This is a genomic window from Mucilaginibacter sp. SMC90, assembly GCF_022811725.1.
In the GTDB taxonomy this organism is placed as follows: Bacteria; Bacteroidota; Bacteroidia; order Sphingobacteriales; family Sphingobacteriaceae; genus Mucilaginibacter.
On sequence record NZ_CP094527.1, the window covers coordinates 1,007,623 to 1,025,905 of the forward strand.

Annotated in this window: 18 protein-coding genes; 10 read left to right on the forward strand and 8 right to left on the reverse strand. The window is 42.5% G+C overall.

Annotated features, from left to right (window positions below; all coding sequences use genetic code 11):
- Positions 1–40 precede the first annotated feature (40 nt).
- Positions 41–2,845, reverse strand: coding sequence for a leucine--tRNA ligase (gene leuS, locus MTO98_RS04590; protein ID WP_243485432.1), 2,805 nt, complete (start codon positions 2,843–2,845; stop codon positions 41–43).
- Between the two features lie 662 nt (positions 2,846–3,507).
- Between leuS and MTO98_RS04595 the strand changes: the two genes are divergently transcribed.
- The 4 genes from MTO98_RS04595 (at position 3,508) to sucD (ending at position 8,070) form a co-directional block, all read left to right on the forward strand.
- Entirely contained in the window at positions 3,508–4,305 is a 798-nt protein-coding gene (locus MTO98_RS04595; protein ID WP_091216080.1) for a hypothetical protein, read from the forward strand.
- A 315-nt stretch (positions 4,306–4,620) separates the two neighbouring features.
- A complete protein-coding gene (locus tag MTO98_RS04600; protein WP_243485434.1) occupies positions 4,621–5,400 on the forward strand; it encodes a hypothetical protein in 780 nt (259 codons plus the stop codon).
- A gap of 317 nt (positions 5,401–5,717) precedes the next feature.
- Positions 5,718–6,944 (forward strand): C4-dicarboxylate transporter DctA, encoded by a 1,227-nt coding sequence (dctA, locus tag MTO98_RS04605; RefSeq protein ID WP_243485436.1) that lies wholly within the window; start codon positions 5,718–5,720, stop codon positions 6,942–6,944.
- 247 nt (positions 6,945–7,191) lie between these two features.
- Positions 7,192–8,070: a succinate--CoA ligase subunit alpha gene (sucD, locus tag MTO98_RS04610; RefSeq protein WP_110585905.1), complete on the forward strand. Its 879-nt coding sequence runs from the start codon at positions 7,192–7,194 to the stop codon at positions 8,068–8,070.
- Positions 8,071–8,530: 460 nt separating this feature from the next.
- Here the strand turns inward: sucD and MTO98_RS04615 are convergent, their stop codons facing one another.
- The gene (locus tag MTO98_RS04615; protein WP_243485437.1) at positions 8,531–9,742 is read right to left on the reverse strand and encodes an asparagine synthetase B; all 1,212 of its coding nucleotides are present in this window, start codon (positions 9,740–9,742) and stop codon (positions 8,531–8,533) included.
- A gap of 248 nt (positions 9,743–9,990) precedes the next feature.
- Between MTO98_RS04615 and MTO98_RS04620 the strand changes: the two genes are divergently transcribed.
- The 5 genes from MTO98_RS04620 to MTO98_RS04640 all read left to right on the forward strand — a co-directional run bounded on the left by MTO98_RS04620 (position 9,991) and on the right by MTO98_RS04640 (position 12,439).
- The gene (locus tag MTO98_RS04620; protein ID WP_243485438.1) at positions 9,991–10,494 is read left to right on the forward strand and encodes a hypothetical protein; all 504 of its coding nucleotides are present in this window, start codon (positions 9,991–9,993) and stop codon (positions 10,492–10,494) included.
- A gap of 105 nt (positions 10,495–10,599) precedes the next feature.
- Entirely contained in the window at positions 10,600–11,037 is a 438-nt protein-coding gene (locus MTO98_RS04625) for a peptidylprolyl isomerase (protein WP_243485439.1), read from the forward strand.
- Positions 11,038–11,117: 80 nt separating this feature from the next.
- Positions 11,118–11,624, forward strand: a complete 507-nt coding sequence (locus MTO98_RS04630) for a DUF5606 domain-containing protein (protein WP_243485440.1) — start codon at positions 11,118–11,120, stop codon at positions 11,622–11,624.
- Positions 11,625–11,790: 166 nt separating this feature from the next.
- The gene (locus tag MTO98_RS04635; RefSeq protein WP_243485441.1) at positions 11,791–12,054 is read left to right on the forward strand and encodes a type II toxin-antitoxin system HicA family toxin; all 264 of its coding nucleotides are present in this window, start codon (positions 11,791–11,793) and stop codon (positions 12,052–12,054) included.
- Positions 12,047–12,439, forward strand: a complete 393-nt coding sequence (locus MTO98_RS04640; RefSeq protein WP_243485443.1) for a type II toxin-antitoxin system HicB family antitoxin — start codon at positions 12,047–12,049, stop codon at positions 12,437–12,439. The genes MTO98_RS04635 and MTO98_RS04640 overlap by 8 nt, the downstream gene beginning before the upstream one ends.
- A 54-nt stretch (positions 12,440–12,493) precedes the next feature.
- On the opposite strand, the gene MTO98_RS04645 is transcribed toward MTO98_RS04640, so the two are convergent.
- The 6 genes from MTO98_RS04645 to rlmH all read right to left on the reverse strand — a co-directional run bounded on the left by MTO98_RS04645 (position 12,494) and on the right by rlmH (position 16,404).
- The gene (locus tag MTO98_RS04645) at positions 12,494–13,210 is read right to left on the reverse strand and encodes a hypothetical protein (protein ID WP_243485445.1); all 717 of its coding nucleotides are present in this window, start codon (positions 13,208–13,210) and stop codon (positions 12,494–12,496) included.
- Between the two features lie 86 nt (positions 13,211–13,296).
- Positions 13,297–13,704, reverse strand: coding sequence for a Dabb family protein (locus MTO98_RS04650; protein ID WP_243485446.1), 408 nt, complete (start codon positions 13,702–13,704; stop codon positions 13,297–13,299).
- 61 nt (positions 13,705–13,765) lie between these two features.
- A complete protein-coding gene (locus MTO98_RS04655) occupies positions 13,766–14,068 on the reverse strand; it encodes a hypothetical protein (protein ID WP_243485447.1) in 303 nt (100 codons plus the stop codon).
- 1 nt (position 14,069) lies between these two features.
- The gene (locus MTO98_RS04660; protein ID WP_243485448.1) at positions 14,070–14,351 is read right to left on the reverse strand and encodes a hypothetical protein; all 282 of its coding nucleotides are present in this window, start codon (positions 14,349–14,351) and stop codon (positions 14,070–14,072) included.
- A 469-nt stretch (positions 14,352–14,820) separates the two neighbouring features.
- Positions 14,821–15,765 carry a cation diffusion facilitator family transporter gene (locus MTO98_RS04665; RefSeq protein WP_243485449.1) on the reverse strand — a complete coding sequence of 315 codons (945 nt, stop codon included), beginning with the start codon at positions 15,763–15,765 and terminating at the stop codon, positions 14,821–14,823.
- A gap of 165 nt (positions 15,766–15,930) precedes the next feature.
- Positions 15,931–16,404 carry a 23S rRNA (pseudouridine(1915)-N(3))-methyltransferase RlmH gene (gene rlmH / locus MTO98_RS04670; protein ID WP_243485450.1) on the reverse strand — a complete coding sequence of 158 codons (474 nt, stop codon included), beginning with the start codon at positions 16,402–16,404 and terminating at the stop codon, positions 15,931–15,933.
- A gap of 63 nt (positions 16,405–16,467) precedes the next feature.
- Between rlmH and MTO98_RS04675 the strand changes: the two genes are divergently transcribed.
- Positions 16,468–18,276 carry a DNA mismatch repair protein MutS gene (locus MTO98_RS04675; protein ID WP_243485451.1) on the forward strand — a complete coding sequence of 603 codons (1,809 nt, stop codon included), beginning with the start codon at positions 16,468–16,470 and terminating at the stop codon, positions 18,274–18,276.
- Positions 18,277–18,283 lie beyond the last annotated feature (7 nt).

Below are 18,283 nucleotides of genomic sequence, written 5' to 3' on the forward strand. Positions count from 1 at the left end.
TAGGCTATTCAAAAGTACCCTCTTCAGGGGGCGGAGGGGGCTAAACCACCATATTCACAATCCGGCCTTTTACCACGATCACCTTTTTAGGGGCTTTGCCGTCGAGGTATTTTTGTACATCGGGGCTGGCCAAAACAGCAGCTTCTATTTCTTTTACATCAAGACTTAAGGAGATGCTCAGGTTCATTTTCATTTTACCGTTGATAGAGATCGGGTAAGCAAACTCATCCTCCACCAAATACTCGGCGTTAAATTTAGGGAATGGTGCATATGATAAAGTACCATCGGCATTGCCCAGTAACGACCATAGCTCCTCGCAAATATGCGGTGCGTATGATGAAAGGATGATCACCATATCCTGCAATATAGCGCGGTTATTACATTTCAGATCTGTTAACTCATTCACAGCGATCATAAAGCTGGAAACTGAAGTGTTAAACGAGAAACGTTCGATATCTTCCTCAACCTTTTTAATGATCTTGTGCAGCGATTTCAATTCGGCTTTTGACGGAGCGGCATCACTTACACCAAATTCCCAGGCATCATTATGGAACAACCTCCAGAATTTACGCAGAAATTTGAATACACCTTCGATACCATTGGTATTCCATGGCTTGCTCTGCTCCAGCGGGCCTAAGAACATTTCGTACATGCGCAGGGTATCGGCACCGAAACGGGTTGCTATATCATCAGGGTTAACAACATTGTAGTACCTTTTTGACATTTTTTCAACCTCAACGCCACAAATGTATTTGCCGCCCTCGAGAATAAATTCGGCGTCGGCAAATTCAGGTCGCCATTGTTTAAACTTCGCAATGTTTAGTACTTCGTTTTCAACAATATTAACATCAACATGTATCGGCGTAGTTTTATGTTCTTTGATCAACCCGTGCGATACATAGGTGTTGGTGCCACGGCCTTCCTCATCAATCAGCCTGTAAACAAAATTACTGCGGCCCTGGATCATACCCTGGTTGATCAGCTTTTTGAATGGCTCTTCCTCAACTACCAGGTCAAGATCTTTCAAAAACTTGTTCCAGAAACGGCTGTACAATAAGTGCCCGGTAGCATGCTCGCTGCCGCCGATGTACAAGTCAACGTCTTTCCAGTATTCAATAGCCTCGCGGGATGCAAATTCTTTATCGTTTTGTGCATCCATATAACGATACCAGTACCAGCTTGAACCGGCCCAGCCCGGCATGGTGCTTAGCTCATAAGCCAAACCGCCTTCGTATTTCCAATCCTCGGCACGGCCTAATGGTGGTTCGCCGGTTTCAGTTGGGAGATATTTATCAATTTCGGGTAGTAATAAAGGTAAATGGCCTTCATTAATTAAATGAGGCAACCCTTCTTTAAAGTAAACCGGCACCGGCTCGCCCCAGTAACGCTGACGGCCAAAAATGGCATCACGCATCCTGAAGTTAACTTTTGCCTTACCCGCACCAATCTCTTCCAGCTTGGTAACAACAGCAGCGGTTGCTTCTTTGTAAGCCAGGCCATTTATAAAATCGGAGTTGATGTATTTACCTTCTTTGGTTGGGTCGGCTTCTGTTTCGATGTTTTGAATATCGATGATCGGTACTATCGGCAAATTAAAATGCTTTGCAAACAGGTAATCGCGCTGATCGCCGGATGGTACAGCCATAACCGCGCCTGTTCCGTATCCTGCCAAAACGTAATCAGCAATCCAGATCTGAATTTGCTGACCGTTTAATGGGTTAAGCACATAGCTGCCGGTGAAAGCGCCGGATACAGTTTTGGCATCAGCCATCCTGTCCAGTTCTGATTTATTTTTGGTTTGGGCGATGTAAGCTTCGATATCTGCCTTTTGCTCGGGGGTAGTAAGTGAAGCCACCAGTTCATGCTCAGGGGCAATTACTAAAAAGGTAACACCGAAAATGGTGTCAACACGAGTGGTGAAAACCTCAATAAATTCGGTATCCAAAGCGGCGTTATGACCTGATTTATCTATTGGGAATTTAACGCTCGCACCGGTACTTTTGCCTATCCAGTTCCTTTGCATTTCTTTCAAAGGCTCGGGCCAGTCAATAGTATCAAGGCCTTGCAACAACCTTTCGGCATAGGCGGTGATGCGCATGCTCCATTGGGTCATCTTTTTTTGTTCAACAGGGTAACCGCCACGCTCGCTGAAGCCGTCTTTTACCTCGTCGTTTGCCAATACGGTACCGAGGGCCGGGCACCAGTTTACGGTGCTTTCGCGCAGGTAGGTAAGGCGGTATTTTAATAGTTCGGCCTGCTGCTCCTGGTTGCTTAACGCTTTCCATTCATCGGCAGTAAAACTTGATATTTCATCATCGCTAACGGCATTAATGCCTGCCGAACCTTTGGCCTCAAAATGAGCGACAAGCTTTTCAATTGATTCGGCCTTGTCGGCATCTTTATTATACCAGCTGTTAAACAGCTGCATGAAGATCCACTGCGTCCATTTGTAATAATCGGGCGAGCTGGTGCGCACCTCGCGGCTCCAGTCGAAAGAAAAACCGATCTGATCTAACTGACGGCGATAGGTTGCAATATTATCTTCGGTGGTTATGGCAGGGTGCTGACCGGTTTGAATAGCGTATTGCTCGGCCGGTAAGCCAAAGCTATCATAACCCATCGGGTGCAGCACGTTGAAACCTTTAAGGCGTTTGTAGCGTGCAAAAATATCAGAAGCGATATAGCCCAGCGGGTGCCCAACGTGCAGACCGGCCCCTGATGGGTAAGGGAACATATCCAGCACATAATACTTGGGTTTACTGCTTTTATCTTCGGCTTTAAAGGTTTGGTTTTGGGCCCAAAACTGTTGCCATTTTTGCTCTATCTCTTTAAATTGGTAGTCCATTTGATTTTTTACGCGTATGAGGTTGCGAAATTAAGCATTTCCCTATTAGTTTAGTAGTTATTAGTGGATTAGTTAGGGAATTGTATACAAAAGGTGCAATTTTAAAATCCTTTATTGAAAGCTACTGTGTATACGGCTCTTTTTAAATTTGTAACTAAAAAAGATATTATTTCGACAAACCAGGGGTGAAATTTGTGCGCCGCAGGTGAGCAGAAAACTTCTGCACGCTGCTTTTATATGCATAGTTATAGGGATTGATGTAAAAGATTTTTCGCTATCGCTCAAGAGATAGTTTCTCCTAACCACGCCCGCACATTTTCAAACAGGTTCGTTGAAACGACATTCGGTTTTATTTATGGATATTCATTGACAAGATGTGTAAACACGCCCTTCTTTCAAGAGGGGAATTGCACTTGCCCCGCTTTTAGTTCCTTAAGTTGACAGCGTTGCTCCCAAGAAGGAAAATAGCATAATCTAAGTTTTCTCAACACCCGCCACTATAACAAAGTCAATAGGAGCTTTTAATCTTGGCTAACCTTTTGCATGCCTGGCCCGTACAAATGGACACGAATAACATTATAACCATCTACCGTTAAAAACTTCAAAACTTCTTTAATTATTTGATAACAAGTTAAATTTGCGGGCGATTTAAAATCCTAAACATGAAACACAATTACAAAATTATAGCATTGCTGCTTACCGGCATTGCTGCCATTTACACCTCTTGCCATAAACTTGATATGGCACCTAATAAAAGTACGGTAAGTAAAAAAGATGCGAGCGTACAGATAGCACAAAGCCTTGTTGGTATTTTTAACCCCGAAAACGGAGGGTTTGATTTTAAGAATGGTTTAAGTATGCCAACCGATCTTTCGCTGAACAAAAAAGGTAAAATCAAAGTTCAATCAGTTGATCCTAAACCGGAGTGCGGCGCTAAAAAAGATACTACGATATCGTTAAATTTAGATCAAAGCGATACTTCCAAACTTGATATTTGGGCTAAGGTTAAGTATGAGCTTACCTGTACCAATGGCATACCTTCGGGCGTTACGGCTAATGATAGCTTAAACATGACCATGGTAGGCGGCGATTTTTCAATGATTTTAAAGATGGGCGAAAACCTGACTTTAAGAAGCCTTAATCCGGGTGTTGAACATGCTAAATATTCATTTGATGGCCCTGTAAACTATTATGCTAAAGTTGGTTACACTAAACCTACCGCAGACCAGCCAAACGTTGAGGGTACTTTTAATTATAATTTTAAATCAATTGTAGTTGACCCAACAAAGGATCCGGATTTTATTTTAAGCGGAGGAGCTACTTTTTCGAGTAAAGGAAGTATCGGAAAAAACACCTGGAACTATAAAGGAACAATTATGTTTTTAGGTGGTCACAAAGCTAAGATCACTATTGATGGCACTGCTTATACTGCCGATTTGATGACCGGCGAGGTAAATTAGTCCGAATTTTTTTTAAAAAAGCCCTGCTCCATAACCCGGACGCAGGGCTTTTTACGTTTTGAATTTTTAATAATCAACGTTTTGTGCCGGGGAATATTTTCTACAAATATTTCTCGAAATGGGGAAAGTCTGCGGTGGAGATATCTTGTTTTGTATTCCTATCAGGAATATAAATTGATGAATGTGTTTATTTGAAATAAAAAAATCTATCAAAATCACAGATCAGGTTTTTTTTTGCGAATTATTTCACCAGTGGTATGCTTGTTGCCAAGTATCATAAAAAGAGATCTAAACTTTAATCTGATAACCACGTTTATGAAACTAAATCTACGCAGTATATTACCTTTATTAGCAGGTGTAGCTGTTCTTTACTCGGCCTGTACAAAAACAGGGGTCAATTCAAAATCCGATTCATCAACTACAAAAGTAAGCGATAATGTAGCAAGCTCTGCAATTGCAGATAACCTTGCAAAATCATTAGCGGGTTCATTTGGCGGCGCCAGCGTTAACGACGGTGTTACCCCATCAACTAATGCTACATCATCAAAGCTTAAAGTACAAAGCACTTACAGCTGCGGTTTTTATGTTGATACCAGCCTGAACGTTGTGTTTAACCAGGGCGATACCCTGAAAGCAACCAAAACTGGCGGTACTAAATACTACTTTGTGTGCGATGGCAATAAAACTGTTGGTTATGATTCGGTTGATTCGTTAAACACTGTGGGCAGTGGTCCGGGTTATTCATTTGTTTACAACATTGTGCAGAAGTATAAAGTTAGGGGCCTTAATACCAATAACTCCAACTTTTCAATTGACGGCCCAATGAAAGCCTACATCGATAACGAGTATACTAAATATAAAACTTTTAGCAGGGTGCACAACACTTATGTGTTTGCTAACCTTTACGTACACGGCGATGATAACTTTGATATCACCAGCGGTACTGCTACTTTCCGTTCGGAAGGCAAAACAAACGGCGGTGGCTGGGATTACAGCGGTACCATTGTTTTCCTGGGTAACCATAAAGCTAAATTGACTTTCCTTAACAAGATATTTTTAATTGACCTGATAACCGGTACATCAACACCGGCCTAATCACAATCTTTCAATCAACAAATCATGCCCTGTGCCGGTTTCCGGTACGGGGCTTTTTTGTGCGTCCATAATAACTTACTATATTGTGGACAAAAGCTTTGTTCTTTTTAGAGCATAGCCATCAATTTAAACATGAAATAGGTCCCCTTTTGAGAGGGGGCGCGCAGGAAAGGAGCGATAGCAGGGGTGTGTTTATGCGATTAACTTAGCAAAGCAGAAACACAACCCTCTCTCAAGGGGGGAATCGCACTGTCCCACGCTTTTCATGGTTTTTAAATTAGACGGCGATGGTCTGATTAAGGGCATCTATCAAAACCATGAAACGCCTCTTATCAAACCTAACTTTCCAGGTACTTATTGCTATTGCCCTTGGGGTAGTGGCAGGCTTATACGTTAAAGGATTTGCCCCCACTGCCGAGCTCATCAGCAAAACATTCATCAGCCTGATCACCATGCTGATTGCACCTATCATATTTTTAACTATTGTGCTGGGCATTGCCGGCATGAGCGATATGAAAAAGGTGGGCAGGGTAGGCGGTAAGGCTTTACTGTATTTTGAGATCGTTACCACATTTGCGCTTATCATTGGCGTTACTGTGGCCAATATCATTAAGCCTGGTGCCGGCTTTGAAAACCATGCCGCAAAAATGGACACTACTAAGCTGGCCGTTTACGAGAAAGCCGCGGCCGAAATGCACTGGGGCGATTTCATTGCTCATATTGTTCCATCAAATGTGTTTAAAGCTTTTGCCGAAGGCGATATTTTGCAGATCCTGTTTTTTGCCATACTGTTTGGTTTTGGATTGAGCCGGATGGGTAAAAGCGGTGAAGCTGTTATCGTGCTGTTTGATAAGCTTTCGAAAGTGTTTTTTAACATCATGAAGATAGTGATGAAGGTTGCGCCGATAGGGGCGTTTGCCGGTATGGCTTTTACGGTGAGCAAATATGGCATCCAAACATTAAAGCCGCTGGCCCTGCTCATGGGCTCGGTTTACCTGACTATGTTCCTGTTCATATTTGTGGTATTGAACATCATTTGCAGGCTGTTCAAATTCAGTCTTTGGGAGTACCTGAAGTATATCAGGCAGGAGATATTGATTGTGCTGGGTACCTCATCGTCCGAATCGGCATTGCCGGCCATGATGGAGAAGATGGAAAAGTTTGGCTGTTCCAAATCGGTAGTAGGTTTAGTGATCCCTACAGGCTATTCCTTTAATTTGGATGGCACCACGATCTATCTTTCCATGTGCGTGATATTCTTGGCGCAGGTGTTTAATATTCCGCTTTCGCTGGGGCAGGAGCTAACTATTATCGGTATATTGATGATCACCTCAAAAGGAGCGGCGGGCGTTACAGGCAGTGGTTTTATTGTGCTTACCAGTACGCTCACTGCCATTAAAATTATCCCGGTTGAAGGTTTGGCGATATTAATAGGTGTTGACAGGTTTATGTCGGAAGCACGGGCTATAACCAATGTGATAGGTAATGGTGTGGCAACAATTGTGATAGCGAAGAGTGAGGGGGAGTTTAGGCCACAGGAATGATTGCGGATTTGGGATGTTCGATTTCGGATTTTTTATTGGAATTACACAGATTGATTTTTGATTTCACCGATTTTGTCAGTTCAGGCAGTAACCATCTTTGCGCCTTAGCGCCTTTGCGTGACACAACCGAATATTATACCCCAACCCTTTAAAAGTCACTTTTATGTTAACATATAAATTTAGATTACAATAGGGTTTGACATTCGGGCAAAAACTTTAGCTTTGCCGTACTAAAACGAAAAAACCAATGAGTGTACTCGTAAATAAAGATTCAAAAGTTATTGTACAAGGTTTCACCGGTAAAGAGGGTTCATACCATGCCGAGCAAATGATTGCTTATGGCACTCAGTTAGTTGGTGGTGTTACACCAGGTAAAGGTGGCCAAAGCCATTTAGACAGGCCGGTTTTTAACACGGTTAAAGATGCCGTAGTTGCAACGGGTGCTGATGTATCCATCATTTTTGTACCTCCTGCTTTTGGTGCAGATGCCATTATGGAAGCCGCTGAAGCTGGCATTAAGGTTATTGTTTGTATCACCGAAGGTATCCCTACAAAGGATATGATTGCGGTTAAAGAATATCTTACCGATAAGGATGCACGCCTGATTGGTCCAAACTGCCCTGGTATCATCACTGCCGATGAAAGCAAAATTGGTATCATGCCAGGCTTTATCTTCAAAAAAGGTAACGTTGGTGTGGTTTCAAAATCAGGTACTTTAACTTACGAAGCGGTTGACCAGGTTGTTAAAGCCGGTTTGGGTATTACTACAGCTATCGGTATCGGTGGCGACCCAATTATTGGTACACCAACCAAAGAAGCTGTTGAATTATTAATGAACGATCCGGATACTCATGGTATCATCATGATTGGCGAAATTGGCGGAAATATGGAAGCTGATGCTGCCCGCTGGATCAAAGCAAACGGTACTAAGCCGGTTGTAGGTTTCATTGCAGGTCAAACAGCGCCTCCGGGCCGCCGTATGGGCCACGCAGGTGCTATTGTTGGCGGTGCCGATGATACTGCTGCTGCTAAAATGAAGATCATGGCCGAGTGCGGCATCCGCGTGGTTGAATCACCAGCTGAAATTGGTGCTGCCATGGCCGAAGAATTGGCTAAGTTAGCGTAATGCTGAAGGCTGAAAGCCGAAGGCAAAAAGCTTTTATAATATTTAAGAATCCCGGTCAGGTTTGGCCGGGATTTTTTATTTAACGTATAATAAAATCATGTGGACTTGCGCTCGTTTGTAACGAGTGCTAAATATGGTTTGGCGATTGTATCGCCTGTTGCGTTATAAACGCAAACCCAGGTTACGCACTCGTTGCAAACGAGCGCGAGTATAGAATAAAATAAAAAAATATGTCATTGCGAGCGCAGCGCGGCAATCTCGTAGCGAATGCATGTCCGCCCTGTATAGCTACGGGATTGCCACGTCGCCCAAGTGCTTTTGCCCATGCAGCTCCTCGCAATGACATATTTTAAAAATAGCTTCGTCGTCAGCATCTTCCAGACACCAACGATTATAAATGGCTGCGAGTTTCATAGCCTTAAGCTTTCGGCTTTCAGCCTTTTGCTTTAAGCTAACAACATCAGGTTTTCTGTTTTTTCTTCTTCGCAGCTGGGAAAAGTACGTTATTCAATATCAGCCTGTAGCCCGGTGAGTTGGGGTGAAGTTTCAAATCCGTCGGCGGATCGTTTACGGCGTGTTGATAATCTTCGGGGTCGTGACCGCCGTAAAATGTCCATTGGCCTTTGCCATATTCACCGTGAATGTAGCGGGCTTCGTTGGCAGTTTTCATTTCGCCCATAATGGTAACGCCGGGCTTGAGCATGTTTTTGTTATAGGCCGTGGTTAGGCCCATGAATCCCTTGATAACCTTGTCATGATCTTGCGTAAGCATACTGGGTACAACATCCCATTTAGCCGAAAAATCAAACAGCGTAAAGAAATCTCTTGTTCTGTCAACCTGACGGGTAGTGGTCACATCAATATTGCTGAACGAATGCGAAATGGGGTTCATATCCAGCGTGAAATTCTGGAAGGCAAAAGTCTGGCTGAAATCGAGTTTGGATTGTGCATCCTGATCGGCGGCATCACCATCAAACATGCGTTCGCAGATGTCGGTGTTTGCAGCGGACAGGGCAATGTCAAAAGTATCGGTACCAGAGCACATGGCAAACAGGAAGCCGCCGCCGGCACAAAAATCACGGATGTTTTGCGCTACGGCCAGTTTCATTTTTGATACCTTGCTAAAGCCCAGTTTATGGGCCATGGCCTCCTGGATCTTGATATCATCGGTATACCATTGTGCATACCGGAAAGCACCGTAAAACTTGCTGTACTGGCCGGTAAAATCCTCGTGATGTAAATGCAGCCAATCGTACTTGGGCAGTTCACCGTGGATCACTTCCTCGTCGTACACCAGGTCGTACGGGATTTCAGCGTATTTTAAAACCAGGGTAACGGCATCATCCCAGGGCAGTTTGTTTTTTGGAGAGTAAACCGCCATCCGGGGGGCTTTCTCCAGTTTAACCAGGTCCATGTTTACCGATGGATCGCTTACCTCGGTAATAATTTCGTTGGCTTTGGCATCGGCAATAACTTCATAACTTACCCCGCGAATCTTGCATTCTTCCTCAACTTTCTGGCCGTATTTCAGCATAAAGCTCCCGCCGCGGTAGTTTAACAGCCAATCAACCTCTTCGCCATTTTTGAGCACCCAAAAGGCGATACCGTATGATTTTAGATGATCTTTTTGCTCATCATCCATAGGTATCAATATAGATGCGGCTTTTGACATTAAAGGCAAAAGGTAAAAGGCGAAAAGTAAAAGGAACTTTAACTTTAGAGGCAAAAGGCGAAAGGTAAAAGGTGAAAGGTATTTGCTGCTTGATTGGTTATCCACGATCCTTGATGATTTGTTTACTGCCGGGTTATCAAATGTAACGAATAAACGGCTAATGTATTTTAACCATTTTTAACACACGGAACCTTCGGGCTTTGGGCACGTTGTTTTAATTTTATGGCGCTGTTAAATCCTGGCCTTAAATGAATTTATCCGTTATTATCAGAAATATATTCCTTTGTGTTGTTGTGCTTGTTTTTGGTTTGCCCGCATATGCTCAAAACGGCAACCCGGCAATGCGCCTTAATCGGGATGTGTTAATTAAGAAGCTTACGGAGGCTGATAGCGGTCTTGTTTTTAAGCGGGATACAGATATTAGCCTGCTGCCTAATTTTGTTGCTGTTGATGCCAACGGAAGCCAGGCCCAGCTGATCGGTAAGCCCGATGAACTGATGATAGTAAAATGGACTTACGTTTTCAGGGCTGATGAAAAAACAAATCTCATAGAACTGCAAAAACTGGCCTGGTTTGCCAACACGCTGGGCGACCAGGAAGGGCTCGACTGGTTTTTTGCTCAATTAGCCGAGCTTGGCAAGGATTATAAAAAGCCAATTTCGGAGATCAAGATGTTTGATTCAAAAAGAAAAGGAGAGATCTCCTATTCGCCTAAAGAGAAGACGCTTACCATGACATTTACACCATGGTGATTAATAAAATAGCAAACCTTTAACCTTTTACCTTTCGGCTTTTACCTTCTTCTTTAATCCTCAATTTTATTACCTTTGCCAACTGTTTTCTAAAAAAACAAAAAAATGAGCAAAGCAATAATTAAAACCGAAAAAGGCGACATGACCGTAGAATTTTACGATCAGGATGCCCCTAATACCGTTGCTAACTTCAAGAAATTAGCAAAATCAAACTTTTATGATAACGTGACCTTTCACCGTGTTATCCCTAATTTTGTGATTCAGGGTGGCGATCCAACCGGTACCGGTGCAGGTGGCCCAGGCTACAAAATTGATTGCGAGCTTACAGGCAACAATCAGTACCATGACCGTGGCGTGCTTTCAATGGCTCACGCAGGCCGTAACACTGGTGGTTCACAGTTTTTTATCTGCCACAGCCGTGATAACACTGCTCACCTTGACCGCAACCATACCGTTTTTGGTAAAGTGGTTGAAAATGTAGAGGTTGTTGATGCTATTCGCCAGGGAGATAAGATTTTAACCATCGAAGTTATTGAAGATTAAGTGAATAGTTGATAAGGCGGATGATTTATCTGTCATGACAGTGGGTCATTCGCTTCATCAATCCGACTAACAAAAAATATATGAATTTACAGGGAATTGTATCAGTATCAGGAAAACCAGGTTTATGGAAAGCTTTGGCGCAAAACAAAACCGGTTATGTGCTGGAAAGTTTAGACGCTCAAAAAACAAAGCTTGTAGCTAACCTTTCTACAGCTAAGTTAGCTGCTTTAAGCGAGATCACTATTTTTGGTGTTGAAGACGATATCAGGTTAACTGATGTACTTGAGCGTATGAAATCAGCATCAAACATACCTGATGTTAAAGCCGACGGCAAAGCGTTGCGTACCTTCTTTTACGAAGTAGCACCAGATCATGATGAAGAAAAAGTTTACTCATCAGATATTAAAAAGGTAATAGCCTGGTTTCAGATATTAAAACCGCTTCCAATTTTTGAAGAGGCCGATCCAACCCAAGCGCCTGCCCCGGTTGCAGAAGAACCGGTTGCCGAAACAGTAACTGCTGAGCCGGAAGCCGAACCTGCCACCCCGAAAGCAAAAGCTAAAAAAGCCACAAAAAAAGCCGAATAATCGGCTTTTTTTGTGAAATAACGCCGCTTATTTGTAACTAAAAATTAGTTGCAAATAAGCGGCGTTATTATTAGCTTTATATTTTACTTCAACGGTTGAAGGAATTACCCATAGATATGTAGAAAGGGGATTATTATGATAAATAAAAAAGCATTAACGAAAGACAATGTCAAGACAAGAAAAACTAATCGTTCGTCTACTATCTGTCCCTAAAGATTTTACGTGGGATGAGTTGGTCAAAGTATTAAATTCATTTGGATACGAAGAGTTAAAGGGTGGGAAAACCGGAGGATCAAGAAGGCGGTTTGTTGACGGAGATAAGAATATTATAACGCTTCATAAACCCCATCCTGCCAATATTGTAAAGGGTTATGCAATAAAGGAAATTATCGAACATTTAAAGCTGAAAGGGCATTTAAAAGATGAATGATATCATACAGTATAAGAACTACTACGGATCGGTGCATTTTAGCGCTGATGATGACGTGTTTTATGGTAAGGTTTTAGGAATCAGTGATTTGGTTAACTTTGAAGGCTCATCGGTAAAAGAGCTTAAAGCTGCATTTGAAGAGGCGATTGAGGATTATATTGATACTTGTAATACTATTGGTAAATCGCCTGATAAAACTTACAAAGGCACATTTAACGTTCGCGTTCCTTCAACCCTGCATAAAGAAGCATCAGTATTTGCTGCAATTAACAATATCACATTAAACGAGTTTGTTAAAATGGCAATGCATTTCGCGCTTCAGCGCAAGGAGCAGATCATCAAAAGATCTGCTGAAAATGATAACGAAATGATAGGGATAGCATAAAATAAAAAGAGCCGATTATTCGGCTTTTTTTATTTTATGAGCATTTTCTTATTTTTACTCCGTATCAGTATAAGCATCTCCACCAATAAATATAATGGTATTTGTTGGATGCGCGGGTGAACCGGTAGCGCCAAGGGCGAATGACTTTTTGATCACCTTGCTGCCGTAATTCAACTCGATGGTATTGCCATATATTTTGTAAGTGCCACTTGTCGCTGTTTTTTTCCAGGCAGTTGCGCCAGGAGTCATAACACCTCCGTTTGACCCTTCGGCAAAATGGGTGTCGTCAACAAAGTTTATCTTTTTTATTACGAGGGCATTGGTGCCATTTCCGTAGTCGCCGCCGCTTACTTTTTCGTAACCTTTTTTCAGTTTAACAGATCCTGTGTAAGCGTATGCGGGAAACCAATTCCCTGCCCCTAACTTATAGTCGTGGCTTTTGCCCTCACTATTGGTAAGATAGAAGGTTGTTCCCGTTTTTTTCCAGGTTCCCCAGGCTTTTGGCCTACTGCTTTTGGATGCTGCAACATCCAACGTTTCGATAGGCTCATCGCCAACATCAAAATATTCGCCATTTTTAAATAATACAACGGGCTCAAAAGCTATGGCTGCAGGGTAGCCGCTTACCGCCCTGAAATACCAGCCTTCAACGGCAGGCGCGGTAACTATTAACTTGTGATGAACGCCCCTGTTTTTTTTATTTACAGTGGCGCTTAAATGTAAAGTGAAACTTGAAATAGCAAGGCAAATTGCCAGGTGTTTAATTTTCATGTCATTTAGTGTTTTGGTTAACTGTATTAATTAACTAAAACATAAATGATTGGTTTGGAGGAATTTGATTAAGTTTTTGTTAAAAACTATGCATCCTGCGCATCATAAACAATAACCTTTTCCCAAAGGTGACTGCAGTTTTTGATAAACTCCAGGTGAATAGGGTGAGTTTGATAAGTAGCTTGGCCAGCCAGGTCGCTGAAGAACATGAGTTCGGATACGGCCCATGAATTATCAACTACGTCGCGTTTTTCGGTGCTGGCAACAACGCCTACGCGCAGTTTACGCACAGTTTCAATTTTGGCAAGGGTTTTAACACCGGCTACCAGTTTATCGCGGTCTTCAGTTGAACCTGGGTTTTTAAGCCAGAAAAATACATGGTGAACTATTGGCCATTCTTCTTTCTGCTCTTTTAATGATATTGCCGATGCGGTAACTGTGCCAGCAGCCAGTGCGGCGGTTGTAGCTATGAATTTTCTTCTGGTTGATTTCATAAGAGGTTAAATAATGGCCTTTAAAGTAGCAATAAATTATAAATAATCACCAATACCTTCTTTAAGGGTAACCGAAAATGTTGGCAAGGCACTCCTCAATATCTTCTCTCATGGCGTCATAATTAGAAGGGCAATCGGCCACATATTCCTTAAACCGGTACATGAATATTGGTATAAACCAAATAATCCTGATGATATCCCGATCTATATGTTGGTCATTATCGAAATCCAGCTTTAACAAAGCAGTTTTAAGCTCATTATATTTATCCTGATCAAAAATGCCTTCTTTCAATTTACCCAGAAAGCCGTCCAATCCCCAGCTCTCGTCAATTTTGTTTATGGCTAATAAATCTTCAATATTCATATCAAAACACATCTAAAACATAAAGAAGCCCAATAATAGGTGCTACATTAAAAAATATCACGAGGCCGATATTTTGATCTTGCGCCTCTCTTTTTGCATAGCGGGACAGGAATATAAGAAAGGCTATGTAATAGATGAACGGAAAAACGAATATTACGGCCAAAAGCAGTCCGGCCGGGCCGATAAGCTGGCCCCAGCCTGTTGTAATTGGCCATAATACCATCCCTGCTATCTCCAGAATAGTAATTACGGAAAGTGCTTTTAAGGTTTTGGCTTTGCTCATTTTTAGATGACCGTTTATTATAAAAATAAACAAAATCAGCTTATTAAGAAAAAGTTGCGCTCATTTTGGACAGGAGGCTGAAAACTTACTATTTATGCTGAATAGTAAATTAATATCCGTCAGGATATGTTTGGAAGTGAACGTGAATTTATTTTCGTTTATAAAAAGAAAATAGCCGCAATGACAGGTAATACGTTAAAAAATATTACCACCCCGATATTTTGGTCTTCTGCCGCTTTTTTCGAATAGCGGGACAGAAAAATAATGAATATGGCATAGTAAATAAAGGCTATCACGAAAACTGGCACCACAACAAATACTCCCAGTCCGGGCGGGTGCGTTGAGATGATTTCAACAGGCCACACAACAGCGGTTATCAGCTCAATAAAAGCAACGACTGAAATAAATTTTAGGACTTTAGCTTTGTTTATTGATAAATTGACCATCTATTTAATGTAGATAAATAACCTTATAAACACTCCGGCTGCTTGCATTCCTCTTCCGAAAATTCGGGTTCAAAGGTGCTGTGGCTGATATCCAGATGTTCCAGGCGGTGACGAAGATCATGTTTAATGTTATCAAAATCGGCCATTGATTCGGGACTGATCACGAGGTGAGCTGTAAGAGCGTTTTCGGTAGTGCTGAGTGCCCAAACGTGCATGTGGTGTACATCAATTACGCCTTTGGCTTTCTTAAGTTCGGCCTTGATCTTACCCAGGTCCATTTCGGCAGGTACGCCGTCCATTTCCAAACGCAGACTGGCTGTAAGCAGGCTCCAGGTGCCGCGTAATATCACAAAGCCTATTATAAGGCTCACTACGCTATCAATCCAGTATAGCTTGGTAAAGTATATGATAAGGCCGGATATCACCACCCCAAGCGATACTATGGCGTCAACAGCCATGTGAAGGTATGCGCCTTTAACATTAAGGTCGGTATCTTTATCTTTAACAAATAACCAGGCTGTAAAAGCATTAATGCCAATGCCTATAAAGGCAACCCAGGCCATGGTACCGCCCGATACCGTTTCGGGGTTCATGAAACGCATAATGGCTTCATAAATAATGAACCCGACAGCTACAAATAATATTACCGCGTTAAAAAACGATACGATGATAGTCGATCTTTTATAGCCGTAAGTATACTGGCTGTTCGCGCTTACTTTAGTAAGTTTAAAAGCAAGCAGCGCCAATGCAAGCGAGGCTACATCACTCAGGTTATGACCGGCATCAGTTAACAACGATAAGGAATGGGTGATGAAGCCTGTAATGGCCTCAACTACCACAAACACCGAGTTAAGCACAATGCCCCAGATAAAAGCCGAATTTAAATGATCAAGCTTAGGGGCGTGGTCATGGTGATGGTGCCCATGCCCGTGCGAATGTGAGTGTGAATGATCGTGACCTGCTGACATTTAACAAAGGTAGGGAAAGATGTGCAGATATGCAGATGTGCAAATGTGCAGATTCATGGATTGTTCATTTTCTGAACCGGGATTAAACGGATTAAAAGATTTACAGGATTTTTGCAATAACGGAAAGAAAATCAGCGCAATCAACGTAATCATAAAAATCAACGGTCACTCATGATGATAAGGCTCGCCCTTCATAATGGTGTAGGCCCTGTACAACTGCTCCACAAAAAACAGGCGTACCATTTGGTGCGAAAATGTCATGCGCGAAAGGGAGATCTTGTCATTGGCCCGCTGGTAAACGGAAGCGTCAAAGCCATAAGGCCCGCCTATAATGAAGATCAGATTGGCAGATGTACTGATCTCTTTTTTATTGATGTAAGCCGCAAACTGGGTTGAAGTAAATTCGGAGCCTTTCTCATCCATCAATATCACAAAATCAAGCGGGGTGATTTTTTTCAGGATCAGTTCGGCTTCTTTTGCCTTTTGTTGCTCCGGGCTTAAGGCTTTGGTATTCTTAAGTTCTGGGATTTCGGCAAGCTCCAGTTTAGTGTAATGCTTTAGCCGTTTTACATATTTATCTATGCCTTCTTTCAGGTAGGCATCCTCAGTTTTGCCAACGGTAAGGAACGTGATTTTCATATATGAAACAAATAAACGTTTATTTAAAATATATGTGTTTATTTTGGTTGAATTTATCTGCAAATGGAACAAACAATTATAACCGACTATACCCAACGGGCAAACCTTGCCGCTGCCGAAGCCGCCAAATATAAAAGTCTTGCCAATACTTACTCGCTTATGCGACTTGGCATCTTCGCCATGGTGGCTATCACTATAGCCTCCGCCATTCACTACGATGATTTCAGCATCATTGCTGTTGCTTTTGTATTGCTGGTTTTTGCCTTTGCCTGGCTGGTAGCGCGGCAAAGCGCTTTTGAAAAGCAAAAGCAGTACTATGACGACCTGCAACAGGTAAATGAAAACGAAATAGGCAGTATCCAAACGCACAGCAATATCTACAACGATGGCGCGCGGTATGGTAACGACAAGCATTTTTATACGTCGGATCTGGATATCTATGGTAACGCGTCCCTATACCAGCTCATTAACCGCACAGCCACCACGCCGGGGAATAATAAACTGGCCGACTGGCTCAACGCCCCGGCAAGTAAACAAACCGTATTACAGCGGCAGGAATCCGTTAAAGAAATAGCTGCCGGCAACAGTTGGAAACTCGACTTGCAAACACGCCTTATCTTCGCTATAAAACAGGACGTGAACCAGCTTAAAAACCTGTTCAAATACCTGCATATCCCGCTGGGTATGCCCGGCGAAAAATGGCTTGCCACTTACACCAAAATAGCACCTTACCTTTTTACCGGGTTGTTGATTGTTGCTTATTTCTATCCCCCTGCAAAACTTGTTGCCACGGCTGTTGGCTTGTTTAATATGGGCGTGGTATTTTCAAAAGCGGCCTATATTCGCAAAGCCGATCTTATTGCCGGTAAAATAGGTGACACTTTATCCAATTATGCCGATGTGTTTAAGTGTATTGAAGATCAGCAATGGCAGGCCGTCTATAACAATACACTGGCTCAGCAATTAAAAACCAGTAAAACATCGGCCAAAATAAAAGAGCTTGGCCAACTGATCAATAAGCTTAATTACCACCTTAACATTATTATAGGCTTTGTACTCAACCTGTTTTTTTTGTGGGATATCCGCCAGATCATTGCTATTGAAAACTGGAAACGCCAAAACCAGGATAGCCTTGAAGCGGCTTTTGATGTTATTGCCGAGTTTGAATCGCTGGTGAGCCTGGCAGGTTTAGCTATAAACTATCCCGACTGGAGTTTCCCGGTTATAGATGACAGGCCAGGGTATACCCTCACGGGCAAAGCTATCGCCCATCCGCTTATTGATGCTGCCAAACGCATTGAAAATGATTACGAGCTTGATAATGCTTTTAAAGTAGATATCATCACCGGATCAAACATGGCTGGTAAAAGCACTTTTTTGCGTACTGTAGGCATTAACACCGTGCTGGCCTTAAGCGGTGCACCTGTTTGTGCCAAAAGCATGCAGGTATCGGTGATCACCATGATCAGCTACATGCGGATCAAAGATTCGCTAAATGAAAGTACCTCAACTTTTAAGGCCGAGCTTGACCGTCTGCAAATGCTGCTGGCCGCAGTTGAAAACGAGCCTAAAGTGTTTTTCCTGATAGATGAGATGCTGAGAGGTACTAATTCGGTTGATAAATATCTCGGCTCTAAAGCGGTTATTGAACAGCTGATCCGCAAAAATGCGGTTGGTATGGTAGCCACCCATGATCTGCAGATCGCTCATCTCGAAACTAAATATCCTGATTACGTTCGTAATTTTTATTTTGATATCCAGGTGGTGAATGGCGAAATGCTGTTTGATTACAAGATCAAGCATGGCGAGTGCAAAACGTTTAACGCGTCGTTGCTGCTCAAACAGATAGGTATTGAGGTGGATTCGGAGTAGCCCCATT